Raw genomic sequence first — 13,471 nt, 5'->3', positions numbered from 1 at the left:
CAAGGTTACGTGCTTTGCCCTGTTGGCCCGAATACTTCGAACTGGATGTTCTGCGCTGGAATGCCCAGCGCCTCCAACCCGGTCTTGATCTCCGACAGGAACGGCCCCGGTCCGCACAGCAGATAGAGCGCATCCGGCCCGGCGTTCAGATCCACAAGCGTTTGCGGCGTGATACGTCCATGAACCTGATAGTCACTACCGAGAATGTCGGTCGCATCTGGCTGACTATAGAAGATCAGCGCCTGCGCATTCGGCAATTGATCAACCAGTTGCCCGGTCTCTTTTCGCAGCGCATGTTCAGAACTATTTCTGGCACCATGCACAAACCACAACGGTCGATCATGCCCGTCGGCAAAATCTCCGTGTAGCATTGCCATCATTGGCGTCATCCCAACCCCTGCACTGACCAAAACCAATGGCTGATCACCTGAGGGAGCGATGAAATCACCAGAAGGTTCGGACGCGATGATCTCGGCCCCCTCGGCCAAATCATCGTGCAAGAAACGCGAAACCAAGCCTTTGGGCTCTCGTTTGATCGTCAGTCGATAACTGTCCGCGGCACTCGGATCGCCGGATAATGAATAGCTGCGCTTCACCGCCTCAGGCTGGCCGGGGATTTCGACGGATATGGGCAGATGCTGCCCAGCGACGAACGGCCAGACCGGTTTGCCGTCAGACGGGCTCAGGTGGAAAGACGTGATGCCCTGAGCCTCGGGAACACGTCGTGTGACCGTGAACCGGCGGGTCTGATCTTGCTTCGACCAACGCAGAGCCAATGCATTCGGGCGCTCGATGACGGCCTTGACTGTGACGTCGATCATCCGCCATGCGTCATCATCATTGGCGTCGGTCGGGTGCCAATCGATACTTGCGCGACCGGTAATATGCAGCAAGCTGCCGGTTTCGAAATCGACAAAGACCAGCCCGATCCGCGGATCGGCGATTAGATTGCCAATCGTATTGAAGAAATTGTTCCCCGCGTAATCCGGTATCCGCAGGCGCTGCGGGCCTTTGACCTGAACAAACCCGGGCGCACCACCACGGTGCGATGCATCAAAGCCACGCGAAGGCTTGTCCGCCCCTTGCTGATGCCCGGACCCGATAAACATCGTTTCGGACCTGGCAATCAGGGCGATCTGATCCGGGGTCAATATTGCTGAATGCCGGGCTTCGCCCGGTTGGTTTTCGACGCGCCGCCAGACGCGCTCGTGGATATATTGCGGGCAATTGCCGAAGGTCTGCCGGATATCGATAGCATAGCCGCCATCGGATCGGCGCAGATGACCGCTGAGCCGATTGCGCCGACGGTTGGAGAGTTCGATCCCGATAAGTCCCACATCCGTTCCTGCCGCAAAGGCACTGAACATAGGATCTTGCGCTTGGGCTATGGTGCCCAAGGTCAGGCCTTGTGGGTCTGGCGAGCGGATGAAACCCTCGGGCCCATCAATCAGGGTAATCCATGTCGAGCCGGTCAAATCCTGGCCGGACAAGACCAGAAACGGCAGCGAGGCGTAGAATTCCCGATGTTGTTCGGGCATGTAATCCCGGATGAACCCACCAGCCCATTTCGAGATATCGCCAACGCCTGCACGCTCTTGCGCGGCGCGTTCTCCTGCATGAAAGGGAGTGTCTGCGGTTTTCTGGTTCATTTCACCGATCCTCCGGGAATAAGAGGCCAGTGCCTTGGCACCGGCCTCAACGCGTCAAGCAAGTTCAGGGATGGGCGAGGTCGCCATGCCGACGAAACCGGGCTGCGATTCAATCCGGGCCAGCCAATTGCGAATGTTAGGATAAGGCGTCAGATCCACACCTCCTTCGGGGGCATGCGCGATATAGCTGTAGCCTGCCACATCCGCGATGGTGATCGTATCGGCAGCCAGCCAGTCACGGCCAGCCAAATGTGCCTCCATCACCTTGAACAAGGCATGGGCCTTGGCCACCGCCGCGTCGTGATCCAACGGCGCACCGAACACCTTGACAAGACGCGCGGCGCAAGGGCCGGAATAGACATTGTCCGCTGCAACAGTCAGCCAGCGCTGAACCTCGGCTGCGATTTTTGCATCCGTAGGCATCCAATGCGCGCCCGCCGCATATGTTTGAACCAGATACACGAGGATCGCGTTGGAATCCGCCAGGGTATAGCCGCCATCGTCAATCGCAGGCACCAGGCCAAACGGGCTGATCTTCAGATAGTCCGGTGCTTTATGCGCACCATTGGCCATGTCGAGGTCAATAGTTTCATAAGGCAGGCCCAACAGCGCCAGCATCAGTTCAACCCGGTGGCAATGGCCTGATTTGGCATTACGGTAGAGTTTGATAGGTGTCATCGTAGTATCCTGTTCTGGTTAAAGTCCAAGGTCGCTGAGACCCGGGTGATCGTCAGGGCGACGACCCAGAGGCCAGCGGAATTTGCGGTCTTCTTCGGCGATGGGAAGCTCGTTGATCGATGCATGGCGATGAGCCATGTAACCATTGGCGTCGAACTCCCAATTCTCGTTCCCATAGGCACGAAACCAGTTGCCGCTGTCATCGTGGTATTCATAGGCATAGCGCACCGCGATCCTGTTACCCGAATAAGCCCACAGCTCTTTGATCAGGCGGTAATCCAGTTCCTTGTTCCACTTGCGGGTCAGAAACTCCTGAACCTGTTCGCGCCCCTTCGGGAATTCTGCGCGGTTGCGCCAAACGGTGTCCGGCGTATAGGCCAGCGCAACCTTGGCCGGGTCACGACCATTCCAGCCATCCTCGGCCAAGCGAACCTTCTGCTTGGCGGTTTCCTCGGTAAAGGGCGGGACGGGTTGGCGTGGGGGTTCTGTGCTCATGATCCAATCCATTTTGGTGTGAACGGGTTGCCAAACAGCTAGTTTACGTCGCCAATCAAAGGAATATACTGCTTTGGAAAGTCATTATTTTGGAATTTGATAGCAATGGACCGCCTTCAAACCCTAGAGATGTTCATCGCTGTTGCCGATGCTGAAAGCTTCGCAGGCGGCGCGCGCAAATTGGGCCTCAGTGCGCCCTCGGCCACCCGCGGGGTCAATGCGCTTGAAGAACGGCTGGGCGCACGTCTGTTCACCCGCACAACCCGCCGGGTGCGCCTGACTGAGGTCGGGCAAGCCTATTTGGAAGACGCAAGGCACATTCTGGCGCAGTTGCAGGCCGCCGACGACGCCGCCCGAGGTGCCGCTTCAAACCCGGTGGGCCAACTGCGCATCACCTGCCCGAATGAATTCGGGCGCATTCATGTAGCACCCATTCTGACAGATTTTCTTGATCAGCATCCAGGTATGACCGCTGATGTCCTGATGCTTGATCGCGTGGTGGATCTGGTCGAAGAGGGCATCGATCTGGCTGTACGGATTGGTGAGCTGCCGCCCTCTGGATTAACCGCCGTCCGGGTCGGTCATGTGCGCCGGGTCATTTGCGGTGCACCTTCCTATTTCCAGGCGCACGGCTCCCCGAAAACCCCATCCGATCTGCAATCACACCAGATCGTGTCGGCTGCCGGCGTTAGCCCGGTGACCGATTGGCGGTTCGGCGCTGATCTGCAAGAGACAGTGCGCATCAAACCCCGGCTCATGGTGAGCAGTGTCGCAGCGGCGATTTCGGTGGCGCGTCAGGGATGGGGCCTCTGTCGGGTGTTATCCTACCAGATCGGACCGGACCTTGAGGCCGGCACATTGCAATCGGTGCTGGATGCCTACGAACCGTCCCCACTGCCCGTCCATCTGGTCCATGTCGAGGGGCGACGAGCCCCCGCAAAGACCCGCGCCTTCATAGATTTTGCCAAGAACAGGCTCAGATCCGTACCGGTACTAAGATAATCCTGCCGACACCGTTTGCTTCAGTTCTTTTCCGTGTTGGTAACAGGACGCCAGTCCTGTGCGGGGGGGGAATCCAACAAGGCCTTGGCACGCGCGCCCATCGCGACCGAGGCCGGGTCTCCGTTTCGCGCCCGGTCGGCGGTTTCAAATGCTTCAACGGCCTGCTCAAACCGCCGTGCCCGGTAATCTTCCAGTCCCTGCTCATACGCTTCGATCCACGCCAATGATCCGTCAAAATCATCGGACATTGCGATCAGCTCATAAACCACAAGTTCTTCACTGCGCCCAAACACCGTCAGCGTATCCAGCTCGCGCACGATGATTGTATCGCCAGCCTCGCGCCGGGTCTCGGGGCCAATCAGGATCATGGTGCCGTATTCCTTGTTCGCTCCCTCCAAACGACTGGCGACATTCACCACATCGCCAATCGCGGTGTAGTTCAGCCGCTGCTCGGACCCGATGTTTCCGACCAGCGCCTCACCGCTATTCAATCCAATCCGAACCCGCAGAGGGTTACCCGCCTCATCCTTGATGCCCGCCGCCTCGACTTTGGCGACAAGATCCAGCGCCGCGCAGCAGGCATTTTCGGCATGGCAGGCATCCTTGCGGGGTGCGCCCCAGAACGCCATCACGGCATCACCCATGAACTTGTCAATGGTGCCATCATGGCGCGCAATCGCTGCCGAGGCTGCGCTGAAAAAGGGCTCCATCAACTCAACGATCTGAGGGCCGAGTTTCTCGGACAGGCCGGTAAATCCGGTAACGTCACAGAACAGAACCGAGATGGGTTTGATGTCACCCCCGGGCTCGGTCTTGATACCTTCAGCAACCAGCATCCGAACCAGATCAGTGGGCACATATTTTCTGAAAGCCGACAGACCCGCCGCCATGCTGGCCGTGGCTGCGGACAGGTTTGCCAACTCGGACAGTCTGGAGGGTCTGCGCGAGATACGTTCGACATCAAACCGCTCGATCTTACTCAAGTCCTCGGCAATACGTGCTAATGGGTTTGCGACAACCCTTCGGACCAGCCAGATTGCCAGCCCGGTTGCAACAACCACAACGCCGATCAGGATATAGATCAGGTTGATCAGGGTTTTATCGATTCCCGACAGGAAGGCCGCTTCCGGAATAACGGTTGCCACGCGCCAGCCATAGAACCCCAGCGGCGTCAGAGCCACCGCGTAGGGCACGCCATCGATCACGACCCGCGTTGTCTGGCTGCCCGGTGTGTTTTCATCCGGGTCGCCCAGCAGTTTCTCGCCCGAGATCATGGCGACTTCGTACAATTCCCCTTCGCCCATACGCGCCGGGGTTGTCTCATCCGCTTCTGCGTCGGGAATGGCAATCACCTTGCCATCGGCATCGAGGATGAAGGCCGCCCCAAACTCCCCGGGATGGAGCGTCGCCAGAAAGCGCGACAGCCGGTCTGTCTCGATCGCGACGGCCAGAACACCCTGCCGCCTCCGGTTGACGTCGATCGGGCCCGCAAAGGCATAAACGGTCTTTTCACTGCCCGGCAGGTCACGCGCTTCGATCCAGCCTTGCGATTGCAGACCTATGAAGTTTCCGAACCAGGCATGATTGCGCGGGTCATAAGTTGTCTCGGCAAAGCTCCGCTCTTCGAACTGGATGTCGCCGGGAATGAATATATAGCGATCCTTTCGCAACATCCGGTCCCGGATGTTCTTGTCGATCTCGATCATCTCAAGCCCGCCGTCGCCAAGACGGTGCGATGCGAAGAAATTCCCGTCAGGCCACCCGAAGAAGATCCACGATATGTTGGGCTGCGCCTGCAATTGCGACAGAAAGACGAACTCGCGCTTGTCCGCCTGCCGAGTCTCGATGACGTTTTGAACGAAGATCGTCCGTACGGCAGCCCAGGCGGCCTCGGCCGATTGGAGGGTCACACCGACCTCGATGCGGACCGTATTCGCGATTTGGCTGTTGATCTCCGCTGCGAGCATACGGCTGTTATCACGCGCCGTCGTCCACCAAAGGGAGTGGACGAGGAACGTCGATACTCCGATGGACACGGCAACCAGCATTGAAACAGCAACGCCAACGCTAATCCGCATGAAAGCTCCGCAAATGACGACAGGTAGTGCAGTATTGGAGTGAGACGGTCAACAGCGCAAAGGTTACTTTGCTGCAACGCCAAAATCTCACGCAAGTGTTAGGCACGTGTTAACAAAAGCGCTTCTACAAACGGAATATAACCATCCGGCGCAGTAAGAAACAGTGATCAATCAACGGATTCGGAAGGCCAAACAAAGAGATATGAAAGCCGCTAGATAAGCTGTACCGCAGGCCGACCCCCACGATACAGCTGTCTTTGATTAAACGAACGCGACCCCATTTTCGTTCATCGGCAGCTCTGCGACTCGCAGATCCAGTTCAGCGATAGCATTTGCCAGGGCCGGAGCAGCAGGGGGCGTTCCGGGTTCTCCGACACCCGTCGGGGCCTCGGCTGACGGGATGATATGGGTCTCAATCGACTGGATGTCCGAGATCCTCAGGGGCTCGTAGTCCGGGAAGTTGGACTGCTCGACTGCGCCACCATCCAGAGTGATTTGATCCCTCATCGCGTGACCGATGCCATAGCCGATACCGCCTTCGATCTGGGCCCTGACAACATCCGGGTTGACCGCGATACCACAATCAACCGCAGCAGTGATCTTTTCAATGCGAATACCGTCTTCAAGGTTGCCAGAGATCTCGACCACCTCGGCCACGTAAGACCCGAACGATTTGTGCACAGCAACACCCTGAACATTGCCCGGTTCCGGGTTGCCCCAATTTCCTTTCTCGGCCGCCAGTTTCAGAACACCCGCTTTGCGCACCTGGTCCTTGTCATCACCGTTCAGATAGGCCAGTCGGAATGCGACCGGGTCTTGCCCAACGGCCTTGGCTGCCATGTCCATCATGACCTCCATGACATAGCCAGTGTGAGTATGCCCGACCGAGCGCCACCACAGAACCGAGGTTGCTTTTTCCGTATCGGACAGACCCACCGCCATACCGGGGATGGCATACGGGCTGTCCGCAAGACCCTCGATGCTTGAGTGGTCAATTCCGTCATGCACCAAAGCGGCCTCAAACGGAGTACCCTTCACAACGGGCTGACCGGCAACCTGATGCAACCAACCTACTATGGCGCCGGTTTCGTCCAGACCCACTCGCACTTTATGCCCAAAGGCCGGTCGGTAGTAGCCGCCCCGGATATCGTCTTCGCGGTCCCAGACCAATTTGACCGGGCGTGACCGGTCGGTCAGCACAAAGGCCAGCGCGGCCTCGACCTGGTAATCTGCATTGGGCGTCGCGCGGCGCCCGAATGAGCCACCGGCCAGCATGGTGTTGATGTGAATTTTCTCTGCGGGCAGCTCGAAAATCTGCTGATAGGCCATGTGCGGCCCTGTCGGCATCTGCGCACCATCATGCAGCACGATGTCACCGTCAGCGGTCTGCTCAATCGTGCAATTCAAAGGTTCCATCGGGGCATGCGCGAGCAGCGGGAAGTAGAAGGTCTTCTCCACTACAGTGGTGGCCCCATCCACAGCAGCTGCGACCGCAGCCTGATCGGCCTTGTTGACATTGTAGGTCGGAGCGGCATCCAGCGCGGCCATGATCTCATCGCGGATTTCCTGCGACGAGCGGTTCTCGGCAGCGGATAGATCCCAATCGACCTCTAGCGCTTCACGTGCCTGCATGGCAGCCCATGTGTTTTCTGCATAGACAGCGACACCATGCTTGGTGGGCAGGGTCTGGGCCATGATGAAGCCTTTGACCTCTTTGGCCGCGTTGTCATCAAAACCGGCGACGGTGCCCCCGCGTTGAGGTGTGCGCTTGACCATCACAACCATCTGGTTGTCCAAATGCACGTCCATCGCGAATTTCGCGGTGCCGTTGACCTTGATCGGGCTGTCCTTTCGGCGGGTCTCAGCATTGCCGATGATCTTCCATTCGGACGGATCACGCAAACGCGGCGTCTCGGACGGTGCGATAGCAGCAGCGGCAGCAACGAATTCACCCAAAGGCGCGGATTTGCCTGCCCCGGTGATCAAACCCTCCTGAATATCCAAGGACGATGGCTCGACACCCCAGGTCTCGGCTGCGGCTTTGATCAGCATCTCACGCGCATTCGCACCGGCAGTGCGGTATTGCACCCAGGAGTTCGCGATCGCAGTGGATCCGCCCGTGCCTTGGAACGGACCAAACAGAGTGTTGTTGTAGACGGTCGGATCAGACGGGGCGAACTCATAGTCGATCTGATCCATGGTGACGCCCAGTTCCTCGGCAATCAACGAGGTCAGGCCGGTGGCGGGCCCCTGCCCTTTTTCAAAATGCTTCACGATCGCAATGACATTGCCATTGCTGTCGATCTTGACGAAGGGATTCAGCATCGCGTCGGCCTGACCGGATGCGGCCATGGCACCATCTGCGTTTGCCCCAACATACAGAACTGCACCGGCTGCAGCGGCTGTTTTAAGGAATCCGCGGCGGGAAAGTTTAGCTGTCATGGACTCAGGCCTCCAGAATCTCGGATGCGCGCAGAACACCGGCGCGGATGCGTTGATAGGTGGCGCAGCGGCAGGCGTTGCCGTGCATGTAATTATCGACCTCTTCAGCCGTGGGCTTGGCATTCTCGCGCAGCAGGCCCACTGCATTCATGATCTGTCCGGACTGACAATAACCGCACTGGACCACGTCCAGCTCAAGCCACGCCTGCTGCACGGCAGCACCGATCTTGTCCTGCTCCATCACCTCGATGGTGGTGATTTCTGCGTCTTCGACATCTTCGATATAGGTCTGACAAGACCGGACCGGTTCGCCATTCATATGCACGGTGCACGCTCCGCAGGATGCGACACCGCAGCCGAATTTGGTACCGGTCAGCTTCAACTCGTCCCGGATCACCCACAGGAGCGGGGTGCCCGGTTCGGCCTCGACGCTATGCGTTTGACCATTCAATTTCAGTTCGATTGCCATGGCTTCAAGGTCTCCCTTTTGGCGAGTGGTTAGTTTGATTGTTCGTATTCAGAGAAGGCATCCGCATAATCCGGGTGCCAGCGTGACAAGGCAGGACGGTTCTCAAGGATATCGCCCAAAGCCCAGGACACCCGGCGCTTGTCCCGCTCGGACGAGACGTCATTGTCCGGGCACAGGATGTAGAAATCGCCTTCGGACACCCGCGCGATAAGATGATCTATGGTTTGCTCCGAGGTCCAGGCTGCGGCAGGCTTCTCGGGGATATGCCGCGCAATCATGCCGGTATAAGTGAAACCCGGCACAAAGAGATGAGCCGAGATGGGCGCGTTAGCCTCACGCAGATCGTGCGCCAGCATCTCGGTCAAAACCTTAACCCCGGCCTTTGAAACATTATAGGCCGGGTTGCCGGGCGGTGTGGTGATGCCTTGTTTCGATCCGGTGTTGATCACAACGGCCGGGCGTCCAGCTTCGATCATACGCGGCAGAAAAGCCTGAACCCCGTTGATGACACCAAACAGATTAACCTCGATCAGCTTGCGCCAGGCATCAGGGCGATCCCAACTGCCGCTGGGTCGAGCGATACCAGCGTTGTTCATCAACACAGCCACCTCGCCGACTGCATAAGCAGCGTCGGCCAGATTTTGCACGGCATCCACATCACTGACATCCGTTGGAACCGCTTGCACCTGCGCGCCACCTGTCGCGATAGCTTCGAGCTGAGATGTTGCCTGCTCCAACGCCTCTCCGGGCAGATCCGCAAGCAAGACGCTGAGACCCGATTGCGCAAAACGTTCAGCCGCTGCAAAACCAACGCCGCTGGCAGCACCGGTCACAACGGCAAGGCCACCTTTCTCAATCGCCTGATTGTACATGCCACCCTCCTGCCTTTGGCTTTGCATAAGGGTAGTGTGCTGAGAGGCGATTGCGCTGCCTTATCCTCCGAATGATCTGCCTATTCCTCCGACAAGCGGCGGAAGATTGTTTTCAGACCGTGTGAAACCTCTATATTTCCAAAGGACAGGAGGGTTCTCGATGGTGTCAAAAAGTCTGGTGGCAGACGTTTTCGAACAGGTGCGTTCGAAAGGCGCAATGGGCGTCGGGTGCAAGACAGGCGTTGAAGGGTTGTTTGCGTTCTGCAATCACGAAACTACCGAATGCGCCGCCGGATTCTACGAACCGATCATGTGCCTGGTCCTGCAAGGTGCTAAAGAGGCATATATTGGCGGACGTGTGATCCGTTACAGTGCAGGCGATACGCTGATCGTCAGCCATGCGGTACCCGTCGAAGCCGCCGTCATCAAGGCCAGCGCCGATGAACCCTATGCCGCGCTGGCTTTGAAGCTGGATCTCGCCCTCGTCCGTAGCCTGGTGGATGAGATCGGAGACTTCGAAGATGGAGACCTTCAAACGCTGAATGTCGCTGCCTCGGATCAGGCGTTGATTGATGCGGTCGCACGCCTTTACCGCCTTTCACACGACCCGGTTGAAGCCCACGCCCTGGCACCGTTGGTTCTGAAGGAGATACATTTCCGCTTGCTGCGCGCCCGCCACGGAGGGATGCTGCGCCAGCTGTTGCGGCATGAAAGCCCTGCCAGCCGCATCTCAAAGACGATCGCTCTGATCCGGCGCAACTACAAAACCAGCATCCCGGTCTCTGATCTGGCGCTTGAATCCGGGATGAGCTTGTCGGCCTTTCATGAACATTTCAAAACCGTAACCTCGACGACACCGTTGCAGTATCAAAAGGACCTGCGCCTGCTTGAGGCGCGGCGGTTGCTTCAATCGGGAAACACTTCGGTCGCTTCAGCGGCGTATGAAGTAGGATACGAAAGCCCGACGCAGTTCAGCCGCGAGTATTCGCGCAAGTTCGGGCTGTCACCGAGTGATCAGAAATCCAATCCAGCCCTATTGGCTGGATAGGGTCTTACGCTCGTCCATCTCATACTTCGGTAAAACCATCAGCCATCCTTCGCCATTTTTGGCGACAGTTGGCGCAATCGTCGATGGCCAAGGCAATATCACCTTGAATACCGCCCCACTAAGCGCTTATTCGGTCTCAACGAAAGAACGGTTTTGAATATCCGTCGGGTTCGCGAACACGATAGGATGTGCCGGGCGGCAGCTCGTCAAGGAAAGGGATTCGAAGAATGCGTATTGCAATGATTGGCACCGGCTATGTCGGTCTGGTTTCGGGTGTGTGCTTTTCCGATTTCGGCCATGATGTGATCTGCGTCGACAAATCCGAACGCAAGATCGAGATGCTGCAGTCCGGAGAGGTGCCGATCTACGAGCCCGGTCTTGATGTGTTGATGGCCAAAAACGTGGCTGCCGGACGTTTGAGTTTCACCACAGATCTGGTCAGCGCTGTCGATGGTGCCGATGCGGTTTTCATCGCCGTAGGCACTCCGACACGGCGTGGTGACGGGCACGCGGACCTGACCTATGTCATGGCTGCGGCGGAAGAAATCGCGCAAGCCATCACCGACTACACCGTCGTCGTCACTAAATCGACCGTCCCGGTTGGCACTAACCGCAAGGTTCATTCGGTGGTTGCCGCGGCCAACCCGAAGGCCGAGTTCGACGTCGCCTCGAACCCCGAATTCCTGCGTGAAGGCGCTGCAATTGATGATTTCATGCGTCCGGACCGGGTGGTTGTCGGCGTCGAAAGCGAACGCGCCGCCGAGGTGATGGCTGAGATCTATCGCCCTCTCTACCTGCGTGACTTCCCGATCCTGACGACCGATCTGGAAAGTGCCGAGATGATCAAATACGCAGCCAACGCCTTTCTTGCGACCAAGATCACCTTCATCAATGAGATCGCGGGCCTCTGCGAACGCGCCGGAGGCGACGTCAAAGAAGTCGCACGCGGGATTGGTCTGGATGGGCGCATCGGCAACAAGTTTCTGCATGCCGGTCCGGGCTATGGCGGATCGTGCTTCCCGAAAGACACCGCGGCTTTGGCTCGGATCGGTCAGGATCACGCTTATCCGATGCAGATTACCGAAACTGTCATGCGTGTGAATGATGAAGTAAAAAAGCGGATGATCGACAAAATCCGCGACGTCTGCGACGACAGCTTCAACGGCAAGACGGTTGCCGTCCTTGGAGTTACTTTCAAACCCAATACTGATGACATGCGCGATGCACCTTCGCTGACCATCGTTCCTGCTTTGATCGGCGGTGGTGCGCGTGTACGTGTGGTCGACCCTCAGGGCCGGTCAGAGGGGGAAGCACTGCTGCCCGGCGTCAGCTGGATGGACGATCCATATGAAGCCGCTAAAGATGCAGATGCGGTAGTTCTGCTGACCGAATGGAACGAATTCCGCGCCCTCAACCTGAGCGAATTGGCCGAGACGATGAAATCCGCTCGAATGGTCGATCTGCGCAACATCTACTCGTCAGCGATGGTACTGAATGCAGGCTTTGACAGTTATGTGGGTGTGGGCGCCGGCGACTGATTGAGGTAGGCACTGCCCCTGGGGTCACGGAAGGCGACTAACCTCGCGCAGATGTTCGACGCGCCGCAGGAAGGTCTTTTCAAACGAATGCTCGGCTGCAAAGCGTGCCGCATTGCAGGCTTTGCTCAGAATGTCTTCGCGATTTTCGTGCAGACCGGCAACGACCTCAGCCATCTTGTCTGGCTTGCCCACCGGCACAGACCAGCCGCCGTCAGAGCGCGTCAGCACCCCCGCAAACGCCTCGTTATCGTATCCGACGATGGGAACCCCGCAAGACATCACCTCTGGGTAAGTGCTTGAAGGATCGCCCTGAACATGGGTGCACAAAAACAGATCCACGTTTTCACGCAGGAACGGAATCCAACCGTGACGGAAATCCATCGGCGGTAACAGAGACACTTTGTCCTGTAGCCCCAACTGCTGGATGTCACGGGCGATTTCTGCCTCCTGCGGTCCGCTGCCGACGATACTCATCTCAAAAGGCACGTCCTGTCGACGCAGCTCAGCGGCAACTTCGGGCAACCCAGCAGCGCCTTTCATTGGGATCAGCCGCCCGCCAAACGCCAGCCGAAGTGGGCGGCCCGAAAGTAGTGCAGCTGAACGCTCCGTCACCTCGTCAACCGAAATCACATCCTTGGACAGAACGCGATTATCAAAGAACAAAACCGCCGATGGGACGTGTTGCGCATAAAGGTCATAAGTCGGCGCCCCGCTGCATTGCAAACCGGCCAATCGACGTAGCAGCTGCTGTCGGCGACGTTCTTCACCGCGGAGCCACAATAAACGTCGGGCATGGCGAAACGGTGCACCGGTCAATTCCGCCGCTGCGATTTGCCGTTCCGTTTTGGGCGAATATTCCGTGGTGCAAACAAAAGGCACACCCACCGCCGAACAAGCGTCCGCAATCGTGCCATGCCAACTGGACAAAAAACCCAACGCCACAGCTGCCGTCTTCAGGCGTGTTTCCAATGCTGCTTTCTCTTGCGGGCGAACCTCAAGGGTAAAGCCCATTTTCTCGGGCTGCACCACAATGCGGTCCATATCATCTGTAGGCGTCTCATCAAGATCAACCAGCACACAAACTGGGCCCGGCCAGTGATCGGCAAAGCGCTGCGTACCCTCCAGATACTTCTGCGTCATGATCAGCCCACCATCCGGCGCGCGCTGCGCTTTCAAGCTGGGGAATAACAAAAGTTCATT

Annotated in this window: 11 protein-coding genes; 3 read left to right on the top strand and 8 right to left on the bottom strand. The window is 57.8% G+C overall.

What is annotated here, in order from left to right; all coding sequences use genetic code 11:
• Positions 1 to 5 precede the first annotated feature (5 nt).
• From ACR0NF_RS16070 to ACR0NF_RS16060, 3 genes are read right to left on the bottom strand one after another with little or no spacing between them, the layout of a single operon-like run.
• On the bottom strand, positions 6 to 1,649 hold the full coding sequence (locus tag ACR0NF_RS16070) for an FAD-binding oxidoreductase (RefSeq protein ID WP_480472402.1): 1,644 nt from the start codon (positions 1,647 to 1,649) through the stop codon (positions 6 to 8).
• A 54-nt stretch (positions 1,650 to 1,703) separates the two neighbouring features.
• Entirely contained in the window at positions 1,704 to 2,327 is a 624-nt protein-coding gene (locus tag ACR0NF_RS16065; RefSeq protein ID WP_480472400.1) for a glutathione S-transferase family protein, read from the bottom strand.
• An 18-nt stretch (positions 2,328 to 2,345) separates the two neighbouring features.
• Positions 2,346 to 2,822: a nuclear transport factor 2 family protein gene (locus ACR0NF_RS16060; RefSeq protein ID WP_480658910.1), complete on the bottom strand. Its 477-nt coding sequence runs from the start codon at positions 2,820 to 2,822 to the stop codon at positions 2,346 to 2,348.
• Positions 2,823 to 2,927: 105 nt separating this feature from the next.
• Here ACR0NF_RS16060 and ACR0NF_RS16055 point away from each other — a divergent pair, with 105 nt between their 5' ends.
• On the top strand, positions 2,928 to 3,824 hold the full coding sequence (locus ACR0NF_RS16055; protein ID WP_480778572.1) for a LysR family transcriptional regulator: 897 nt from the start codon (positions 2,928 to 2,930) through the stop codon (positions 3,822 to 3,824).
• Positions 3,825 to 3,844: 20 nt separating this feature from the next.
• Here ACR0NF_RS16055 and ACR0NF_RS16050 read toward each other — a convergent pair whose 3' ends face one another.
• The 4 genes from ACR0NF_RS16050 to ACR0NF_RS16035 all read right to left on the bottom strand — a co-directional run bounded on the left by ACR0NF_RS16050 (position 3,845) and on the right by ACR0NF_RS16035 (position 9,685).
• Positions 3,845 to 5,902, bottom strand: a complete 2,058-nt coding sequence (locus ACR0NF_RS16050) for an adenylate/guanylate cyclase domain-containing protein (RefSeq protein WP_480658913.1) — start codon at positions 5,900 to 5,902, stop codon at positions 3,845 to 3,847.
• 261 nt (positions 5,903 to 6,163) lie between these two features.
• Positions 6,164 to 8,344 (bottom strand): molybdopterin cofactor-binding domain-containing protein, encoded by a 2,181-nt coding sequence (locus ACR0NF_RS16045; protein ID WP_480778571.1) that lies wholly within the window; start codon positions 8,342 to 8,344, stop codon positions 6,164 to 6,166.
• Between the two features lie 4 nt (positions 8,345 to 8,348).
• Positions 8,349 to 8,813: a (2Fe-2S)-binding protein gene (locus ACR0NF_RS16040; RefSeq protein ID WP_480472390.1), complete on the bottom strand. Its 465-nt coding sequence runs from the start codon at positions 8,811 to 8,813 to the stop codon at positions 8,349 to 8,351.
• A 29-nt stretch (positions 8,814 to 8,842) separates the two neighbouring features.
• The gene (locus ACR0NF_RS16035; RefSeq protein ID WP_480778570.1) at positions 8,843 to 9,685 is read right to left on the bottom strand and encodes an SDR family NAD(P)-dependent oxidoreductase; all 843 of its coding nucleotides are present in this window, start codon (positions 9,683 to 9,685) and stop codon (positions 8,843 to 8,845) included.
• A gap of 160 nt (positions 9,686 to 9,845) precedes the next feature.
• Between ACR0NF_RS16035 and ACR0NF_RS16030 the strand changes: the two genes are divergently transcribed.
• Positions 9,846 to 10,733: an AraC family transcriptional regulator gene (locus ACR0NF_RS16030; RefSeq protein ID WP_480778569.1), complete on the top strand. Its 888-nt coding sequence runs from the start codon at positions 9,846 to 9,848 to the stop codon at positions 10,731 to 10,733.
• Between the two features lie 227 nt (positions 10,734 to 10,960).
• Positions 10,961 to 12,271, top strand: a complete 1,311-nt coding sequence (locus ACR0NF_RS16025; RefSeq protein ID WP_480472384.1) for a UDP-glucose dehydrogenase family protein — start codon at positions 10,961 to 10,963, stop codon at positions 12,269 to 12,271.
• A 24-nt stretch (positions 12,272 to 12,295) separates the two neighbouring features.
• Here ACR0NF_RS16025 and ACR0NF_RS16020 read toward each other — a convergent pair whose 3' ends face one another.
• Complete coding sequence (locus tag ACR0NF_RS16020; RefSeq protein WP_480778568.1) at positions 12,296 to 13,411, bottom strand: glycosyltransferase; 1,116 nt, start codon at positions 13,409 to 13,411, stop codon at positions 12,296 to 12,298.
• Positions 13,412 to 13,471: the final 60 nt, after the last annotated feature.

Source organism: Ruegeria sp. CF4, assembly GCF_056537345.1.
Note: the sequence above shows the minus strand (reverse complement) of the source record. Positions and strands in the feature narration are given on the sequence as shown.

Excerpts from the sequence above, each read along its gene's own strand:
- ACR0NF_RS16070 (WP_480472402.1), bottom strand. The coding sequence starts at position 1,649 with ATGAACCAGAAAACCGCAGACACTCCCTTTCATGCAGGAGAACGCGCC.
- ACR0NF_RS16065 (WP_480472400.1), bottom strand. The coding sequence starts at position 2,327 with ATGACACCTATCAAACTCTACCGTAATGCCAAATCAGGCCATTGCCAC.
- ACR0NF_RS16060 (WP_480658910.1), bottom strand. The coding sequence starts at position 2,822 with ATGAGCACAGAACCCCCACGCCAACCCGTCCCGCCCTTTACCGAGGAA.
- ACR0NF_RS16055 (WP_480778572.1), top strand. The coding sequence starts at position 2,928 with ATGGACCGCCTTCAAACCCTAGAGATGTTCATCGCTGTTGCCGATGCT.
- ACR0NF_RS16050 (WP_480658913.1), bottom strand. The coding sequence starts at position 5,902 with ATGCGGATTAGCGTTGGCGTTGCTGTTTCAATGCTGGTTGCCGTGTCC.
- ACR0NF_RS16045 (WP_480778571.1), bottom strand. The coding sequence starts at position 8,344 with ATGACAGCTAAACTTTCCCGCCGCGGATTCCTTAAAACAGCCGCTGCA.
- ACR0NF_RS16040 (WP_480472390.1), bottom strand. The coding sequence starts at position 8,813 with ATGGCAATCGAACTGAAATTGAATGGTCAAACGCATAGCGTCGAGGCC.
- ACR0NF_RS16035 (WP_480778570.1), bottom strand. The coding sequence starts at position 9,685 with ATGTACAATCAGGCGATTGAGAAAGGTGGCCTTGCCGTTGTGACCGGT.
- ACR0NF_RS16030 (WP_480778569.1), top strand. The coding sequence starts at position 9,846 with ATGGTGTCAAAAAGTCTGGTGGCAGACGTTTTCGAACAGGTGCGTTCG.
- ACR0NF_RS16025 (WP_480472384.1), top strand. The coding sequence starts at position 10,961 with ATGCGTATTGCAATGATTGGCACCGGCTATGTCGGTCTGGTTTCGGGT.
- ACR0NF_RS16020 (WP_480778568.1), bottom strand. The coding sequence starts at position 13,411 with ATGACGCAGAAGTATCTGGAGGGTACGCAGCGCTTTGCCGATCACTGG.